This is a genomic window from Virgisporangium aurantiacum, from assembly GCF_016863635.1.
Classification (GTDB): domain Bacteria; phylum Actinomycetota; class Actinomycetes; order Mycobacteriales; family Micromonosporaceae; genus Virgisporangium; species Virgisporangium aurantiacum.
This window is the reverse complement of the sequence record NZ_BOPG01000006.1, coordinates 80,644-98,537: the sequence shown is the minus strand read 5'-3', so window position 1 is coordinate 98,537 and position 17,894 is coordinate 80,644. Positions and strand designations below refer to the sequence as shown.

Below are 17,894 nucleotides of genomic sequence, written 5' to 3'. Positions count from 1 at the left end.
TGTTACGTGGAAGTAACGAGATCGGAAGGGGACCGGCATGACCGAGGCGTTCCTTGTGCACGGCGTGCGGACACCGATCGGCCGGTACGGCGGCGCGCTCGCGCCCGTGCGTCCCGACGACCTCGCCGCGCACGTGATCCGATCGCTGGTGGCGGCGCTGCCGGCGGTCGACTGGGCCGCGGTCGACGACGTGATCCTGGGCTGCGCGAACCAGGCCGGCGAGGACAACCGCAACGTGGCCCGGATGGCGGCGCTGCTCGGCGGGCTGCCCGAGCACGTGTCCGGAAGCACGGTGAACCGGCTGTGCGGCTCCGGCCTCGACGCGGTCGCGACGGCCGCCCGCATGATCCGCGCCGGCGAGGCCGACCTGGTGGTCGCCGGCGGCGTGGAGAGCATGAGCCGGGCCCCGTACGTGCTGCCGAAGCCCACCGCCGCCTTCGCGCGCGCACCGGAGGTCTTCGACACGACCCTGGGCTGGCGGCTGGTCAACCCGCTGATGCGGGCCGGCTGGGGCACCGACTCGATGGGCGAGACGGCCGAGAACGTCGCTGGTGAGTTCGGGGTGTCCCGCCCCGATCAGGACGAGTTCGCCCTCCGGTCGCAGCAACGCGCCGCCAAGGCCCAGGCCGACGGCCGCTTCGACGCCGAGATCGCCCCGGTCTCCGTTCCGGTGAAACGCGGCGAACCGGTGGTCGTGTCGCGGGACGAGCATCCCCGCGAAACCACGCTGGCGAAACTCGCGGCGCTGCCGACCCCGTTCCGCGACGGCGGTTCGGTGACGGCCGGCAACTCCTCCGGCGTGAACGACGGCGCCGCCGCGATCCTGGTGGCGAGCTCGTCGGCGGTCGAGCGCTACGGCCTGTCGCCGCTGGCCCGTATCGCGGGTGCCGCCACCGCCGGGGTGGCCCCGCGCATCATGGGCATGGGCCCCGCCCCGGCGACCAACAAGCTGCTCGACCGCGCGGGGCTGCCGATCGCCGCCGTCGACGTGGTCGAGCTGAACGAGGCGTTCGCCGCCCAGGCCCTGGCCGTCCTGCGCGCCCTCGGCCTCCCCGACGACGCCGACCACGTCAACCCGAACGGCGGCGCGATCGCCCTGGGCCACCCGTTGGGAATGAGCGGCGCGCGGCTGGCCCTGACCGCCGCGGTCGAGCTGTCCAAGCGCGAAGCGGAAACGGCGGTGTGCACGATGTGCATCGGCGTGGGCCAGGGCATCAGCCTCCTCCTCCGCCGCTGAGATCGCGGCGTCAGGTGGTGAAGTCCAGGATTACCTGGAGGGCTTCTTCGGGACGCTCGTCGAGCAGTTCGTAGGCCGACGCCGCCTCCGTGGCGGGGACGAGGTGGCTGACCAGGCCGCGGGCGTCGACCGCGCCGGCGGCGACCTGGGCCAGGAACGCCTCCTGCAGGCGGGCCGGGCTCCAGCGCGGCGCCAGCTCCGGCGGCACCCCGCCGATCTGCGAGCACACCAGCTGCACCCGGTTGTGGTGGAACTCCTCGCCGAGCCGCAGGCCCACGCCGTCACCCTGATAGAAGCCCGACGCGACGACGCGGGCGCCGGGCGCGACGGCCCGGACCGCCTCGTGCAGTGCCGCATAGGCGCCGCTGATCTCGATCGCGACGTCGGCGCCGCGCCCGGCCGTGCGGCGGCGGATCTCCGCGGCGGCATTGTGGGGGACGAGCGCAGCGGCGGCGCCGTACCGCAGCGCGGCCTCCCGTCGCTTCGCGATGGTGTCGACGGCGACCACCGAGCCGCCGCTGAGCGTCGCCAAGCGGGTGACCAGCAGCCCGAGCACGCCCTGCCCGAACACCGCGACGGTCTCGCCGAGCCGGATGCCGGCCGACAGGATCGCGTTGAACGCGATCGCGCCGACCCGGGCGAAGGAGGCGCTGAGCGGGTCGACGGTCGCCGGTAACCGCGTGACCGCGTCCGGCACGACCGCCTCGCTGCGATGGCCCCAGATGCCGCAGACCAGGTCGCCCGTTCCCGGACCCTCGATGATCTCGCCGACCTCCGAGTAGCCCCAGCCGGCGATGGGGTACGTGATCCCGCCCTCGCCGTCGTGGAACAGCCTCGCGTCGGGGTCCCACACGCGGGTCAGATAGGGGTTTGTTCCGCGGTAGGCGGTCAACTCGGTGCCGGCGGAGATTCCCGAGTAGTGCGTCCGGACCCGCACGTACCCGGCGGGCAGCGGTTCGCGCTCGTACGTGATCACCCGGACCTGCTTCGGCCCGGCGAACTCGACCATGATCGGCATCGTTCCATGGTGCCCCCGCCACGGGGGACACTACTGATCACTCACGTGATGGATACGATCTGCTGTGATGGACGCTCTGTGGGGTGGCCGGTGAGGCCGCTGAGCGACTCCGATCCCACGACGATCGGGTCGTACCGGCTGCTCGGGGTTCTGGGCAATGGCGGCATGGGCCGGGTCTACATGGGCCAGTCGCGGTCCGGCCGGCCGGTGGCGATCAAGGTGATCCGGCCCGACCTGGTCGACGATCCGGTGTTCCGGCGCCGGTTCGCCCGCGAGGTGGCGGCCGTGCGCGAGGTCAACCCGCTGTTCACGGCGGCGGTGGTCGACTCCGATCTGACCGCCGAAGCGCCGTGGCTGGCCACCACCTACATCGAGGGTCCGAGCCTGGAACGCTGGGTCGAGGGGCACGGCGCGCTGTCGCCCGGCGCGGTGCTGACGCTCGCCGCCGGGCTGGCCGAGGCGCTCGCGTCGATCCACGCGGCCGGCCTGGTGCACCGCGACCTCAAGCCCAGCAACGTGCTGCTCGGCGACGTGGGCCCGTACATCATCGACTTCGGCGTGGTGCTCTCGCCGAAGGCCACCCGGATGACCAGCAGCCTCGTGGTGGGCACCCCGTCGTACATGGCGCCGGAGCGCATCCACGGCGGCGAGGCGACACCGGCGACCGACATCTTCTCGCTGGGCGCCACGATGTACTACGCCGCCACCGGGCGCACCCTCGTCGACGACAGCGACACCGTCTACGCCCAGATGATGCACATCATCAAGGGTCGCTTCGACCTCGACCGGGTGCCGAGCGAGCTGCGTCCCATGATCATGCGTTGCCTGAGCGCCGACCAGCGTGACCGCCCGACGGCGGCCGAACTGTCGCAGATGCTCACGGCCGCCGGGGTGTCGGCGCCCGAGCCGGGCTGGCACCAGGCGATCTCCGACGTGCCGTTCTCCGCGGTGCTGACCCCGCGCCGGGTGCCCCGGGCGTCGCGGCGGCGCGCCCTGCTGGCCGGCGGCCTGGTGGGGCTGGCCACGGTCGGCGGCGTCGCGGCCGGGCTGATCGGGCGGTCGATGGTCCGGGACGACGGCGATTCCGCGGACGATTCGACCGGCGCTTCCGCCGGCGGCAGGGTGCTCTGGCAGGGGCGGTCGGGGGCGGAGCCGGTGCCGGTCGGCTACGGGGCACCCCCGTCGACGCCCGCCACACCGGGGGGCTCCGGCGGCGGACGGGCGAACAGCGGACGGCCCGAGCCGGTCGCGGTCTGGCTGGTTCCGCTCGGCGGCCGGGCGATGGCGGCGGGCACGCGCACCGAGGTGCGGGCGGGCGGCCCCGGCGCGAGCCGCTGGAACCGTCCGGTGTCGAACGGGCTGACGGCGCTGCACCGCTGGGGCGATTCCGTGCTGGTCGCCGACGGTGCCACCGTGGCACGGCTGAACCCGGCCACCGGCGCGCAGGAGTTCCGGATCGAGACGGGTCCGGTCCGGCGGGTCGTGGTCACCGCGTCGGCGGCGTACGTCGGTGCCGGCGGCGCGGCCCGGCTCGACCCGCCGGGCACGGCCGACAGCACGGCCGGCACCGGCAGCACGGCCGCTCCGGCGAGCGGCGCCTATCTGGCGGCGGTGCGTCCCGACGGCGGCACGGTGTGGCGGCGGTCCGGCGGCGGCACCCCGCTCCACGCCGACGACACGTGGGTCCTCACCCACGACAAGGTCGGCGACCGGGTGCGGGTCGCCCTGCACGACGCCGCGACCGGAAACCCGCGGTGGAACGTCGAGTTCCCGGCGCCCGCGGTGGTCGACGAGAGTTCGGTGCCGGCGGGTCCGCCGCCGGACGGGCAGAAGCCGGAGGGACCGGGTAACGCGCCCGGCGGCCCGGAAGGCTCGAACCGGCAGCCGCCGGACGGCCGGCCCCGACCCGTGTACGCCCATTCGTGGAACTACACGCAGGCCGTGATCGTCGGCGACCACGTGGTGCTCCGGGACTCCTCCGAGATCCGTGCCCTGCGCCTGGCCACCGGCGAGGTGGCGTGGACCGACACGGCTCCGACCCCGGTCACCGACCTGAGCCGGTCCGGCGACCTGGTGCTCGTGGCCTCCGACCGGGTGAACGCCCGCCGCGCCGACACCGGCGACCGCGTGTGGGCCAGCGAGCCCCCGGGCGCGCGGGTGGCGGTGGCCGAGGGCCGGGCCGTGGTGATCGCCGGCCCCGACGGCCGCGTCCGCGGCCTGAGCCCGGCCGGCGAACGCCGGTGGCAGACCGACCTGCCGCCGGAGGCGAAGTCGGGCGTCCCCGACCGTCTCCTGATCGACGGCGACCAGGTCATCGTCACGATGGCCCCGCAGGCAGGAAGCGCGCCGCAGCCCAACGCGGTCGACGTGGTCGCGCTGGCGCTGTAACTACTTCTCGTGGATGTCCTTCAGCGGGAACTGCAGTTCGACGTTGGGCGGCGCGTTCCACTTCTGTGACGCGGAGCCGTCGCACGGCTGCACGACGATCTTGCTGACGTTCTCGCCGCTGGGGTACTTGTCGACCTTCGGGTCGGTCGGCGCCATGCAGTTGCCCTGGTAGTCGACCAGGATGTAGCTGGTCGAGTACGAGGTGTTGTGGCCGTAGAACGTCCACTTGACCTCGGCGGCGTCGTTCGCCGGACAAACGACGACGGTGACGTAGCGGCCCGGTGCGGTCGAGCCCGGGCTCTTCAGGCAGTACGTCACCTTGGGCGTGGCGGCCGGGTTGAACGTGGTGACCCGGCCCTCGCCCACGTCGGTGAGCGGATCGATCGACGGCATCGTGAACTTCTGGTTCCACAGCACCTTGTTGGGGTCCGGCGCCTGCTTGCACGGCCACACGATGAGGAACCCCTTGTTGACGTTGACCTCGGTGATGTCCATGCAGCGGCCGAACTGGCTGAAGTTCACGATCTGGTTGGTGATGCTGCCCGCGGCACCGGCACCGACGGTCGCCTCCAACGACCAGGTGTGGACGTTGTTGTACGGGCCGCCGCAGCCACCCGCGACGACCGGGCTGCCGTCCTTGTTCGCGGTCTTCACGGTGAGGCAGGTCCCGTTGAGGTTGACGCCGTCGGTGGTGCCCTGGAGGTTGGCGCTGTCGTTGATGCTCCACTGCTGCTGCGGCTTGGTCACGTCGGAGCAGTAGTCGATCGTGGCGGCGTTGCCCGCGGTCTGCGGGGCCGCCATGTCGACGCACATACCGAGCTGCTTCGCCTGGGTGCGCGTCGCCGACAGGGTGATCGTCAGGAACTGGTTGTAGATCCAGATCTGGGCCGGATCGGTCTTGTCGCAGTACTTGACCTTCAGGGCGGACTTCGGTGTCGGCGTTCCGGACTCGGCCGCCAGGCACAGGTCGTCGGTCGTCGCGTCCTTGTAGACGTGGATCAGGCCACCGGGGATGTTGGCGTTGGTGATGTTGAAGATGTAGGTGGCCGAGATCGTCCGGTACGTCGGTGTTCCGCCGGCGCCGGCGCCGGGCTCGGTGCCGCGCGACGTGATCACCGCGTATTTCGGGGTCGCGTCCGGATAGCCGCTGGTGCAGGCGATCCGGCCGCCTGTGACCTTGGCGGGGTCCTTGTCGTAGTAGTCGATCGCCGTCACCTCGTACCGGGCCGTGCCCCCGCCGACCCGTCCGGCGAAGATCGGCGGCGGATCGGTGTCGGCCGGGTCGTTGCACGAGGGCAGCTTGTTCAGGATGCCTTCGTGCGCGGCGTCCTGAGCGGCGCGGATGTGCGCCATCGCCACGTCGATGCCGGCCTGCGCCGCGTGCAGCGCGTGCACGCGGCGGACGTCGGCCCGGGTCGCGCTCAACTGCGTGAGCAGCAGCGGCGTCATCAGCGCGCTGAGCGACACCGACACCATGATCAGCAGCATGGCCAGGGGCATGGAGCCCCGGTCGTCGCTCAGGTGGCGGCCGCTCATGCTGTGCCGCCTTTGAGTGCAAAGGAAAAGGCCCCCCGGCATGAACGCCTCCACTTCGCTGCGGCGCTCATGCCGGGTTCCAAAAGTAGGTGCACACGGTCGGGGTATCGCTCGTGAGCGACGTGTTCAGCGCGGTGAACTCCACTTGGGTGGAGGCCCTCGTCCGACTGCGCTTGTCCATACCGACCGTTGCGTCGAGGTTCAGTTTGAGGCGGTCGAAGTTGTAGTCGTGGTCGGCCTCGACGAACTCGAACGGATCGCCGCTGGTGGGCGGGACGACGTCGTTGGCGATCGTGGTCCACGGTGCCTCGGCCGGTCGCGCGTTCTCGTACCAGTCGGCGATCTGGAGCCGCTTGACGGGTTCGCCGGTCAACTGGAGCGCGTAGCACCGTTGCTTGTTACCGGGTTCGGCGACGAGCATGCCGATGTAGAACCGGTTGCCGTGCTTCTGCATGTTGCTGATCCCGGCGGCGTAGCGCACGATCCGGTCGAGCCGCAGGAAGACGTTGTTCAGCTCGGCCTGCGCGTTCGACATCGACTCGGTCTTGTTGGCTGCCTGGTACATCTGCACCACGGCGGTCGTGAACACCGACATCATCACCGCCATGATCGTCATCGAGACGACCAGCTCGATCAGCGTGACGCCGGACTCGTCGTCGCGTACCGCCGCGGGCCTCATGTGATGTTCCACTTGAACGTGGTCGACCGGGTCTGGCCGCGGGCGTCCTTGGCGGTGACGGTGACGTTGTTGTTGTTGGACTTCACCGTCGGGATACCGGTGATGCGGCCGGTGTCGGCGGCGATCGTCAGGCCGGTCGGCAGACCGGTGGCCGACCAGGTGAGCGGGGCCAGCCCGCCGGTGGCGGGAACCGTCGTGTCGACCGCCACGTTCTGCTTCGTCGCCTTGGTGGTGATCGTCGGCACCAGCCAGTCGTTGACCGTCCAGTTGAAGGTCACCGAGTGGGTCTGCTTGACCCGGTCGGTGATCGTGACGGTGACCGGGACGGTCGACGCCGGGCTCTGCGTCGTCGGCGTCGGCGTCACCGGCGAGCCGGAGAACAGGCCGGTGGCCGGGTCGAGCGTGATTCCGGCGGGCGTGCCGGTGGCCGTGAAGGTGAACGGTGCCTCGCCGCCGCCACCGTTGACGAGCTGGAGGCTCACGGCCGCGCCGGAGCGGGTCGTCTGGGCGCTGACGGCGTTCAGCTTCGGCGCGGTGTAGATGGTCCAGTTGAACGACGCGGAGCCGACCAGCCCGCGGATGTCGGTGACCCGCATGGTGACGGCGTACGTGCCGGGCAGTGTCGGCTTGCCGGTGATCTGTCCGGCGGAACTCACCACGATGCCCTTCGGGGGATTCTCGGCGCTGACCGTCAGCGGCTTCGCGTCGCCGGAGACGACGAACCCGGTGACCACCGTGACGCCGTCGACCTTGCGGGTCTCCCCGGTGCTCGTGTTCCCCTGGAGATCGCCGTGGTTCTCGATGACCGGGGGCGGTGCGACCTCGTTCTCGTTGAAGACGGGCTCCTCGGCCGCGCTGCTCACGAGCGTCGAACTGAGGAACAGGCAGCTGTTCTGGTTGCAGTTCCGGTCCGGCCACCGGACGGCCACGACCACGCGGAACAACGTCACCTTGCCGGTTGTCGACGGCGCGCAGTTGTCGACGGCCGCGTCGACCGGCGCATCGTCGGGCAGGGCGCACGCACCGACGTACCAGTAGAGCTGGTAGGTGGTTCCCGCCACCTCGGGGGTTTCCGGAACCACCGGCAGCGTCGGCGTTCCGGTGGCCTGCTTGGCGTTCTTCGGGGTGGCGTTGGCGAGCAACTTGTCGACGGCGTCCAGCTTCGGCATGTCGCCGTCGCCGTCGTCCCGTCCGTCGTCGATCGCCGATCCCTTCAGCGCGCGGACCTTTTCCATGGCCGAGTCGGCCAGGTGGCTTGCGACCTGCTTGCCGCGCTGCTGGCCGGTTGCGCTGATCGAACGCACGAAGAACGACGCCACCGCGGTCATCACGATGGTCACGATGGTGATGGCGACGAGCGTCTCGAGCAGCGACACCCCGTCGTCGTCACGGAGGCGGAAGCGCATCATTGTCAGTCGGCGCCCGCGGCGGTGCTGGCGGAGGCGGACGCGGACGCGCTGGGCGTCGCCGCCTGCTGCATCGCGACGAAAACCTGGGCGCTCAGCGTCAACTGGGCGCTGGCGCCGGTGATCGCGTCGCCGCTCTCGTTCGGACTGAAACTGACGTTGAACACCAGCATCGCCCGGGGCTGGATCCGCTGCACCTGGTCGAGGAACGCCTGCAGCTTCTCGAGTTTGCCGGCCGCCACCACCGTGATCATCACCGAGGCCACACCGGCCGCGCCCTTGAGTTCGGTCGGGCTGCCGGCCGACAGGCTGGAGACGGCGACGCCGGCACCGTCGCCGGCGCTCTGCAGTTCGCGCAGCAGGTCGCCGGTGGCGGCCACCGTCGGCAGTGCCTTCCGGTTCGCGGCCAGTTCGGCGGCGTACTTGTCGCGTTCGGCGTACTCGGCGGTGAGCTTGGCCAGCTTGCGCTGCTCGACGATCACCTGCCCGTCGGCCTGCGCGGTCTGGTCCTCGACGTCGGTGGTTTCGGTGCGCTGCGGGCCGATCAGCAGGAACCATGCCAGTGCCGACAGGGCGACGGCGCCGGCCAGCGCGCCGAACATCCACAGCCGATCCGGCCGCAGCAGCCAACTCACTGGCCCGCTCCCGCGCTCGCGCTCGCCGATGCCTTGTAGCGGTTGTCGAGCGCGGCCGAGGTGATGTCGACGCGCACCGCGAACTCGAAGCCCTTGTCACCCTGCGTCGCGCTGGTGAGGAACGCGTTCGCCAGCCCGGGGACGGTGTCGAGCGCGTCGACGTAGAGGGCGATGACCTCCTTGTCGTCCCCGATGCCGTTGACCGTCAAGGAGCCGATGATCTTCACGGTCGGCGGGCCGATGAGGGTCTTCGTCACCGCAGTGTCGACGCCCGCCGCCGGCACCGCCGCGGAGATGGCGCCGATCTCGACGTCGTCGGGAACCACCGACACCATCGAGCGGGTCAGCTTCGCCCACAGCATGTCGTTTGACATGAGCGCGACGAGTTGCGCGTTGATGGCCTTCGCTGTGGCCTGCGTCTTGACCAGTTCGTCGTACCGGGTCTGCTGCCGCTTGAGGCCCTGCACGGTGTCGAGCGTCTCGTCGCGGTCGGTCTCGGCGGCGGTGGTGCGCAGGATCTCCATTCCGTACCACAGCGCCAGCAGCACGGTGACCATGACGAGCGCGAAGCCCGCGTAGCGGCCGATCCGGCGGGTGCGCCGGGAGACGAACACCTCCGTCGGCAGCAGGTCCGCGGAGATGGTCGGCGTGCGCAGGGGATTGAGCAGCGTCGCGGTGTGCTGGCTGGCCTGGTCCGGTTTCTGATCGGGTTGGGACATCACCGCGGTCATCAGGAAGCTCCCATCGTGAGACCGATACAGACGGCAGCGGCGACCCGGCTCGGCGTCAACGCCTCCGGCACGGAGCGCCGGCCGATGTTGAAGCGGATGAGCGGATCGGCGAACGTGACGTCGAGGTTCAGGTGCGCCGCCAGCTTCGCGGGGAGCCCGGCGAGCAACGCGCCGCCGCCGGCGAGCAGCACGCGGGCGACCCGCATGTGCCGTTCACCGGTGTTGAGGTAGGCGAACGAACTGCGGATCTCGTTGATGAGCGGCCGCACGGCCTCGTCGACCACCGCGGTCACCGCGGTGTCCGGCCCGATCAGGCCGTTCTGGCGCTTGCGGTTCTCGGCCTCGGCCAGGTCGATGTTCATCCGGGACGCGATGCTCTCGGTGATCTCGGCACCGCCGCGCGGGACGGTGCGCACGATCAGCGGTACGCCGTCGACGTGCGCGATGACCGTGGTCATCTGGGCGCCGATCTCGACGATCGCCTCGACGTTGGCGTCGAGGAACGCCGCGGCGCGCAGCAGCGCGAACGACCCGAGGTCGACCTTCGCCACCGTGAGGCCAGCCTTCTGGATGGCCCGGATCGACGTCATCACCGCCTCTTTCGGCGACGCGATGAGCATGCCCTCCACGGTCTCGCCGTCGCTGTGGGCGAGCGGGTAGAAGTCCAGCAGCGACCGCTCGACCGGTAACGGCAACGAGTCGCGCACCTGGAACGGCAGCGACCGGCGCAGTTCCGCGCGGGGCAGGTTCGCGAGGTCCATTTTCCGGACCACGATCTGCGGGTTGGAGACGCCGAGCGCCACCTTGCGGCTGCGCAACCGGGCCGTCGACCACAGGTGTTTCAGCGCGGCGGTCACCGCCGCCTCGTCCTGCACCACACCGGCCTGCACGGCACCGTGCGGCAGGGGCACGGCACCGAACGCGGTGACGACCAGCCCGTCACGCCGTCTGCCGGTCTCGGCGGCCCGGATCGACGCCGAGCCGATGTCGAGGCCGACGAGCGGTTGGCCGGGCATAGGCGCTCCTTCGTGAAGGTCAGGCCGCGGACAGGAAGGTGGTCGTGTACCAGGAGGCGATGGGGTCGGCGAGGAAGACGGCGAGCAGCGCCCCGGCGAGCATGAACGGACCGAACGGCACCGGTGTGCGCCGCGACGCCCGGCGGGCCACCATGAGCGCGATGCCGACCAGCCCGCCGAGGAGGAACCCGCCGAACGCGCCGACGACGACGGAACTCCAGCCGAGCCACCCGAGGTAGAGCCCGAGCACGCCGGCGAGTTTGACGTCACCGAGGCCCATGCCGCCGCGGTAGAGGTAGGCGATCGCGAAGAACACGAGGAACAGCACCGCCATCGCGAGCAGCGCGCGGCCGGCGGCATTCCAATCGGGGCCGACCGCGGCCGGCAGCGCGAGCAGCGCCGCACCGACCACATAGGACGGTAGGACGATCGAGTTCGGCAGCCGCCGCACGTCGAGGTCGATGAGGGCCAGCGCGAGCGACACGGCGCCGAGGTACAGATACGCCGGAAGCTCCGGGCTCAGACCGAACCGGAGCGTGATGGCGACGAACAGGGCGGCGGTGGCCGCCTCGACGAGGGGGTAGCGGACGCTGATGCGTCCCGCGCAGCCGGCGCACTTCCCACGGAGGGCCAGCCAGCTCAGCACCGGCACGTTCTCCCACGGCCGCACCGCGCGTTGGCAGCGCGGGCAGTGCGAGGCCGGCCGCAGCAACGATTCTCCCCGCGGAACGCGGTGGATCACCACGTTCAGGAACGAACCGACCGCGAGCCCGAGCACGCCGGCCAGTACGAGGAGGGGAGCCATGTCTTCCTTCCAGCTTCCAGGGAAAGAGGTTGACCGGCGGTGGCGACGCTTTGTTCAGCAGTCGCCACCGCCGGCGCGTTACCGGGATCAGGCCGCGAGGCAGGCTTCCACGTCATCGGCGTTGGACTTCTGAACCGAGCCGCCCGTCGCGCTGTTGTAGACGTACACCTGTCCGCCGTCCTTGTTCTGGGCGCAGATCCGGTAGGCGGCCGCGCTGCCGTCGGTGAGCGCCTTGTACCCCAGCACGTTGCCGGGCGAGACGGTGATGATCTGATCGGTGGTGCCCGTGGTGGTGTCAACCGCCGTGAGGGTGAGGTTCTCGCCCTCGTCCGAGGTTTCACCGGTCGGGTACTTGTTGCCGTTCTCGGTGTAGTACTGCTCGATGGCGGTGATCGCGCCGCGGACGTCGGAGGCGGCCGATTTGTTGGCCGCGCCCTTGCGGTAGTTCAGGTACACCGGTACCGCGATCGCGACGAGGATGCCGATGATGACAACCACCACGAGCAGTTCGATCATGGTGAAACCGCGGTCTTCGCTGCCGCGCTTGCGCATCCCGTTGAGGGTCTGACGCATGTGAGCCTCCTGCGACTCTGAGGGGGTGGAACGTTTCGGTGGGCGGTTTGTCGGCCGGCTGGCTGCCGGTCGGGTGGGTACGCGGAGACTCACTCCACGCCTTGGATGTTCTGGTAGACCGAGAACATCGGCAGGTAAAGGCAGACGACCATGCCACCGATCAGGGCGCCCATGAAAAGCACCATGATGGGTTCAAGTGCCGCGGTCAGTGCTTCGGCCGCGTCATCTACCTCCCGGTCGTAGAAGTCGGCAATCTTGCCGAGCATCTGACTGATTTGGCCGCTCTCTTCGCCAACTTCCATCATCTGGGCGACCATGCGCGGGAAGACCGGGTGCTTCGACAGCGGCGCCGACATCGTGCGTCCCTCGCGCACCGAGAGCTGCATGTCTTCGGCCACACCGGCCACGACCGCGTTTCCGGTGGTCGCACCCACCACGCTCAACGCCTGCATCACCGGGATACCGACGCTCAACAGCGTGCCGAGGTTGCGCGAGAACCGGCTGATCGCGATCTTCGTGAACAGCGGGCCGAAGACCGGTAGCTTGAGCTTCACCTTGTCGACGAACAGCCGGAACTTCGGCCGCCTGCGCAGCTGGCTCTTGAAGATCGTGACGAGCACGATCACGACCGCCGCCGTGAGCGGGCCGGACCACGCGATGGTGCTGCTGGCCGACACGATGATCTGGGTGGGGAGCGGAAGCTTGCCGCCGAGGTCGCGGAACATCTTCTCGAAGATGGGCACGATGAAGATGAGCACCGCGGCGATCATCACCACGCTGAACGCCAGCACCATCACCGGATACGTCAGCGCGCTCTTGATTTTGCCGCGCAGCGCCGCGTCCTTCTCGAAGCTGCCCGCGATGCGTTCCAGCGCGTCGTCGAGGAAACCACCGGTCTCGCCCGACTTCACCATCGCCACCATGAGCGTCGGGAAGACCCGGTCGTGGCGGGCCATCGCGGCCGACAGCGGCATGCCGCCCTCGACGTCGAGCCGCACATCGCCGATCGCCTTCTTGAGCGACGCCTTCTCGGTCTGGTCCTCCATGACGGCGAGCGTGCGCAGCAGCGACATGCCGGCGGCACTCATCGTCGCGAACTGCCGGGAGAACACCGACAGGTCCTTCAGGGTGGTGCGACCCGAGAACCCCGGGATCTTCAGTTCCTTCTGCAGAACCGAGGTGTTCGCGGAGATGGACAGCGGCACCAGACCCTGCGCCCGCAACTGCACGGCGGCGGCCGTCTCGTTCGTCGCCTCGATCTTGCCCTTTTCCCGCTTGCCGCCGGCGCCGACGGTTTCGTAGGTGAACTCCTTGGTCAACGGCACCCGGTCACATCCTTCCGGTGAGGCGCTGGTAGTCCTCCTGGGAATGGCACAGGCTGAGCCCCTGCTCGAACGTGATCAGCCGCTGCTGCACGCGTTCGGCGAGGTGCTGGTCGAACGAGAGCATCCCCTCGCGCCCGCCGGACTGCATGAACGACGGGATCTGGTGGTTCTTGCCCTCGCGGATGAGGTTCCGGATCGCCGACGTGGCAACCATGATCTCGGTGATGATGGTGCGGCCCTGCCCGTCGGCGCGCGGCGCGAGCGCCTGCGTCACCACGCCCTGCAGCGCCGCGGCGAGCTGGGCCCGGATCTGGTGCTGCTGGTGCGGCGGGAAGATGTCGATGACCCGGTCGACGGTCTGCGCCGCGCTCTGCGTGTGCAGCGTGGCGAGCACGAGGTGCCCGGTCTCCGCGGCGGTCAACGCCGTCGACGTGGTCTCCAGGTCGCGCAGCTCGCCGACGAGGATGATGTCCGGGTCCTGCCGCAGCGCGTGCTTGAGCGCGGTGGCGAACGAGTCGGTGTCCGCACCCACCTCGCGCTGGTTCACCAGGCACTGCTTGTGGTGGTGGAGGAACTCGATGGGGTCCTCGATGGTGATGATGTGCGCGGAACGGGTGCGGTTGGCGAGGTCGAGCAGCGCCGCGAGCGTCGTCGTCTTTCCGGACCCGGTCGGACCGGTGACGAGCACCAGCCCGCGGTGCAGGTTCGCGAAGCGCGCCACCGACGTCGGCACACCGAGCTCTTCGAGCGGCTTGATGGTGTGCGGGATGCCCCGGAACGCCGCGCCGCACGAGCCGCGCTGGATGTAGAGGTTGACGCGGAACCGCGACAGGCCGTCGACGCTGTACGCGAAGTCGAGCTCGTGATTCTCCTCGAAGAAGGCCCACTGCTCGTCGGTGAGCGCGGCCCGCACGAGCATCGCGGTGTCGTGCGGCTCCAGCTTCGGGTAGTCCGGCAGGTACGTCATCTGGCCGTTGACCCGGACGGTCGGCGGCGCCCCGACGGTGAGGTGCAGGTCGGAGCCGCCCGCGTTGATCATCGCGAACAGCATCGTGTCGAGCGCCGCCCGTTCGTCGCCCCGGGGTGGCGGCGGCGAGAGCGTCTGAAGTCCGTCCACGCTCTCCTGTCGGCCGGTTCGCTCCGTGGTTTAGCCTGCGCTGCACCCGTTCGGGAAACTCAGATGGCGACGCGCAGAACTTCCGTGACCGAGGTCTGTCCCTCCATCGCCTTGAAGAGCCCGTCGACGCGCAGGTCGTGCATGCCCTCGGCGATCGCGATGGCGTGGATCTCCTTGGCCGACGCGCGTTTCACGGCCAGCCGCTCGATCTCCTCGGTCACCGGCATCACCTCGTGCAACGCCAGGCGCCCCCGGTAGCCGGTGTTGGAGCAGCTCTTGCAGCCGACCGCCTTGAACAGCGTCCGCGGCACGCCGAGCGCGTCCTCCGGCCACCGCGCCGCGACCAGTTCGTCCTCGGTGGGCTGGTACGTCTCCTTGCACCACTCGCAGAGGCGGCGGGCGAGTCGTTGCGCCAGCACGGCGTCGAGCGAGGAACCGACGAGGAACGGTTCGATGCCCATCTCGATGAGCCGGGTGACGGCGCTGGGCGCGTCGTTGGTGTGCAACGTGGACAGCACGAGGTGACCGGTGAGCGACGCCTCCACGGCGAGCTGCGCGGTGACGCGGTCGCGGATCTCACCGATGAGCACCACGTCGGGGTCCGACCGCAGGATCGCCGGGAGCACGGCCGCGAACGTCATGCCCGCCTTGGCGTCCACCTGAACCTGGTTGATGCCCGGCAGCCGGTACTCGACCGGGTCCTCGACGGTGATGATGTTGATGGTGGGTTTGCTGATCTCGGTGAGCGTCGCGTACAGCGTGGTGCTTTTGCCGGAACCGGTGGGTCCGGTCACCAGCACCATTCCGTGCGGCTTGTTGAACGACTTCGAGAACCGCTCGTGGTTCCGTTCGGTGAAGCCGAGCTTGCGCAGTTGCAGGTCGATGCCGCCGGTGTCGAGCACCCGGAGGACGACCTTCTCGCCCCACACCGTCGGCAGCGTCGCCAACCGGAGGTCGACCTTGCGCTGGCGCAGTTCCACCGTGATGCGGCCGTTCTGCGGCACGCGGCGCTCGGTGATGTCCACATTGGACATGATCTTGAGACGCGACACGAGAGCGGCCTGCACGTCGCGCGGCACGCGGTCGATCTCGTGCAGCACGCCGTCGATGCGGTAGCGCACGCGCAGGTCGTGCTCGGTCGGTTCGAGGTGCAGGTCCGACGCGCGGTTCTGGATCGCCTGCTCCAGCAGGGAGTTGATGTACCGCACGATCGGCGCGTCGTCGTCGTCGGAGAGCAGGTTGGAGACGGCGGACGTCTCCTCGGAGCGCAGGCTCGACGCGAGGTCGCCGAGGTCGTTCTCCTCGCGGCGCAGCCGCTCGATGACCTTCCGCATCTCGGTCCGGGCCACCACGACCGGGCGCACCAGGAGACCGGTGGCCGCGCGCACGTCGTCGAGCGCGACGATGTCGTCGGGGTCGGTGATGCCGACGACGATCTCGTGGTCGTCGATGGTCAGGCCGACCACCCGGTGCCGGAGCACCATCGGCAACGGGATCGCGTTCGTCGCGGCCGGGTCGATGCGGAACCCGGCCAGGTCGACGAACGTGAACCCGTTGGCCTCGGCCGACGCGGCGGTGAGCTCGTCCTCGGTGACGATGTTGTCGTTGATGAGTACGGCTCGGATCGACCGTCCGGTGGCTTCCGCCTCACCGGCGGCGCGTTCGAGCGCTACCGGGTCGGCGCCGCGCTGCTTGAGCGCGTCGAGCAACGGATGGACGGTCTCGTACATGGGCCTACCATCGGCAGACCCGTGCGCTACCTGAGCGACAAGACCGGCGTTGTGACGCGGATGTGGCGGGAGGCACTGGCCGGCTCCGGACCCGGCGCCACGTTCAGGGCGGCGGCCGCCGCCTCCCGGTCGAGACTGCGCTTGGCGGCCTGGGCCTGCTCGGCCGCGCGCCAGGCGGCACGCTCCCGCTCGCCCGCGTCCTTGAACGCCTGCAGCATCCGGTCGCGCCCGAGCCGGCGCAGCAGCGCGTCCTGCTCGAACGGGTGCAGCCGCGGGTCGAAGCCGTTCCGGTGCGACAGCGCGTCGATGAGCTGGTCGGTGGAGAGTTCCCCGCGGGCCTGCGCCGCCTGGGCGGCCCGGTGCAGGTAACGCTCGCGGTCGGCGAACTCGGCCGGTGTGAGCGGCGTCCCGGGCACCGGGAAGGCCGCCGCGCGGATCGCCCGCGTGGCCACCGCCTCCGCCTCCTCGTAGGCCTGCCACGCCGCGTCGACCGCCCGCTGCGCCGACTCCCACTCGGCCTGCCGCTTGTCGGCGGTGACACCGGCCCGCGTGGCCGCGGTGGCCAGCTCCTCGGCGAACCGCTGCTCGTCGGACGCGGACATCCCGGCCGCCTCGACGGCCGGCTTGGTTTCCGTGGTGGTGGCCCTCGCGGCCGCGAGGGCACGCCGCATCGCCGCGCTGCGGAAGGCGATCCCGGCGGCCACGGGATCGGCGCCCGGCCCGGTGGCCGGTTCGGTGGACGGCCCGGCGGCCGGGTGGGTGGCCGGCCCGATGGGCAGCCCGGCGGCCGGGCGGATGGCTGAGCCGGCGCCCGGCCCAGCGGCAGCGTGGAATGCCGGTTCGGCGGCCGGTTCAGCGGCCGGGCCGGTGGCCGGCCCGATGGACAGCCCGAGGGCCGGGCGGATGGCCGGCCCAGTTGCGAGCCCGGCCGCCGGCGCGGTGGACGACCTGGCGACGGCGGGCTCCGGGCGGCGGCGGCCGCGGCCGGCGATGGCGGCGAGCAACGCGAACGCCAGCACGCTCACACCGATCAGTCCCAGCCAGATCCCGACCGCGGCGGGGATTCCGGACATCATGCTCGAGTACGTGGTGTTCATGGTCGTGTCTCCCTGATAAGCAGGGTTTCGATCGGGGCCGGCGCGGCCGAGGGGTCCGCCGGTGCGGTCGTGCGTCGGAGTGCGAAGGGTGTAGCCGACGTTCGCGCGGGCGTCAGGCGCGGGGCGGCGCGCGCGGGCCGGTGGCCGCGAGCGGGGCCGCCGGCGCGAGGGCGACCGGTGTGGCGGCGACGGAGCCCGCGGCCGGGGCGGAACCGGAGCTGATCGCCGGGGTCTCGGCTTCCACCGGGGCCGCGGGGGCGGGCTCGTCGGCGATCGCGTTCTCCGCCGCGGCGACCCGGGCCTCGGCCACCTGGAGCCGGGGCGCCGGTACCGGCTTCACAGCCGGCCCGGCGAGCCACAGACCGGCGGCCATCACCAGCAGTGTCAGCGTGGTGAACAGGTGCACCCGACGACGCGCAGGCCGGCGGACCGGCCGGGGACGCGAATCGAATGCCACGCATGCCAACCTACCCGAACCGGACTCACACCTCATCCGCTGGTGACCCAACGCACCCTCGGCGCGGTGGCGCTGGTGGCACCCGGTTTGTCGTCCGAAAGGCTTCATCTCGCGACCGACAGGCCGATGCGACCAGTGGACGGT

At 70.5% G+C, this 17,894-nt stretch carries 16 protein-coding genes; 2 read left to right on the top strand and 14 right to left on the bottom strand.

The annotated features are described in order from the left end of the window. Nucleotides 1–37 precede the first annotated feature (37 nt). Nucleotides 38–1,237 (top strand): 3-oxoadipyl-CoA thiolase, encoded by a 1,200-nt coding sequence (pcaF, locus tag Vau01_RS04430; protein WP_203987457.1) that lies wholly within the window; start codon nucleotides 38–40, stop codon nucleotides 1,235–1,237. A 10-nt stretch (nucleotides 1,238–1,247) separates the two neighbouring features. Here pcaF and Vau01_RS04425 read toward each other — a convergent pair whose 3' ends face one another. After that, entirely contained in the window at nucleotides 1,248–2,255 is a 1,008-nt protein-coding gene (locus Vau01_RS04425) for a zinc-dependent alcohol dehydrogenase (protein WP_203987453.1), read from the bottom strand. Nucleotides 2,256–2,345: 90 nt separating this feature from the next. Here Vau01_RS04425 and Vau01_RS04420 point away from each other — a divergent pair, with 90 nt between their 5' ends. Continuing rightward, nucleotides 2,346–4,643 (top strand): serine/threonine-protein kinase, encoded by a 2,298-nt coding sequence (locus Vau01_RS04420; RefSeq protein ID WP_203987451.1) that lies wholly within the window; start codon nucleotides 2,346–2,348, stop codon nucleotides 4,641–4,643. Here the strand turns inward: Vau01_RS04420 and Vau01_RS04415 are convergent, their stop codons facing one another. The 13 genes from Vau01_RS04415 to Vau01_RS04355 form a co-directional block, all read right to left on the bottom strand. After that, on the bottom strand, nucleotides 4,644–6,179 hold the full coding sequence (locus tag Vau01_RS04415; RefSeq protein WP_203987450.1) for a ricin-type beta-trefoil lectin domain protein: 1,536 nt from the start codon (nucleotides 6,177–6,179) through the stop codon (nucleotides 4,644–4,646). It lies immediately after the preceding gene. A 67-nt stretch (nucleotides 6,180–6,246) separates the two neighbouring features. Further along, on the bottom strand, nucleotides 6,247–6,858 hold the full coding sequence (locus tag Vau01_RS04410) for a PulJ/GspJ family protein (RefSeq protein WP_203987448.1): 612 nt from the start codon (nucleotides 6,856–6,858) through the stop codon (nucleotides 6,247–6,249). Continuing rightward, complete coding sequence (locus tag Vau01_RS04405; protein ID WP_239151296.1) at nucleotides 6,855–8,264, bottom strand: putative Ig domain-containing protein; 1,410 nt, start codon at nucleotides 8,262–8,264, stop codon at nucleotides 6,855–6,857. Before Vau01_RS04405 ends, Vau01_RS04410 begins: the two co-directional genes overlap by 4 nt. A 5-nt stretch (nucleotides 8,265–8,269) precedes the next feature. Further along, nucleotides 8,270–8,899: a GspMb/PilO family protein gene (locus Vau01_RS04400; protein WP_203987443.1), complete on the bottom strand. Its 630-nt coding sequence runs from the start codon at nucleotides 8,897–8,899 to the stop codon at nucleotides 8,270–8,272. Beyond that, entirely contained in the window at nucleotides 8,896–9,630 is a 735-nt protein-coding gene (locus tag Vau01_RS04395; protein WP_203987442.1) for a PilN domain-containing protein, read from the bottom strand. The genes Vau01_RS04400 and Vau01_RS04395 overlap by 4 nt, the downstream gene beginning before the upstream one ends. Further along, on the bottom strand, nucleotides 9,630–10,646 hold the full coding sequence (gene pilM, locus Vau01_RS04390; protein ID WP_203987439.1) for a type IV pilus assembly protein PilM: 1,017 nt from the start codon (nucleotides 10,644–10,646) through the stop codon (nucleotides 9,630–9,632). The genes Vau01_RS04395 and pilM overlap by 1 nt, the downstream gene beginning before the upstream one ends. A 19-nt stretch (nucleotides 10,647–10,665) precedes the next feature. Beyond that, nucleotides 10,666–11,451, bottom strand: coding sequence for a prepilin peptidase (locus tag Vau01_RS04385; protein WP_203987436.1), 786 nt, complete (start codon nucleotides 11,449–11,451; stop codon nucleotides 10,666–10,668). An 87-nt stretch (nucleotides 11,452–11,538) separates the two neighbouring features. Then, the gene (locus tag Vau01_RS64515) at nucleotides 11,539–12,024 is read right to left on the bottom strand and encodes a type II secretion system protein (RefSeq protein WP_203987433.1); all 486 of its coding nucleotides are present in this window, start codon (nucleotides 12,022–12,024) and stop codon (nucleotides 11,539–11,541) included. A gap of 89 nt (nucleotides 12,025–12,113) precedes the next feature. Further along, nucleotides 12,114–13,349, bottom strand: coding sequence for a type II secretion system F family protein (locus tag Vau01_RS04375; protein WP_203987431.1), 1,236 nt, complete (start codon nucleotides 13,347–13,349; stop codon nucleotides 12,114–12,116). Nucleotides 13,350–13,353: 4 nt separating this feature from the next. Next, entirely contained in the window at nucleotides 13,354–14,466 is a 1,113-nt protein-coding gene (locus Vau01_RS04370) for a type IV pilus twitching motility protein PilT (RefSeq protein WP_239151295.1), read from the bottom strand. A 59-nt stretch (nucleotides 14,467–14,525) separates the two neighbouring features. Next, on the bottom strand, nucleotides 14,526–16,196 hold the full coding sequence (locus Vau01_RS04365) for a GspE/PulE family protein (protein WP_203987429.1): 1,671 nt from the start codon (nucleotides 16,194–16,196) through the stop codon (nucleotides 14,526–14,528). Nucleotides 16,197–16,222: 26 nt separating this feature from the next. Beyond that, a complete protein-coding gene (locus tag Vau01_RS04360; RefSeq protein WP_203987427.1) occupies nucleotides 16,223–17,293 on the bottom strand; it encodes a hypothetical protein in 1,071 nt (356 codons plus the stop codon). Between the two features lie 112 nt (nucleotides 17,294–17,405). Further along, complete coding sequence (locus Vau01_RS04355; RefSeq protein WP_203987425.1) at nucleotides 17,406–17,750, bottom strand: hypothetical protein; 345 nt, start codon at nucleotides 17,748–17,750, stop codon at nucleotides 17,406–17,408. Nucleotides 17,751–17,894 lie beyond the last annotated feature (144 nt).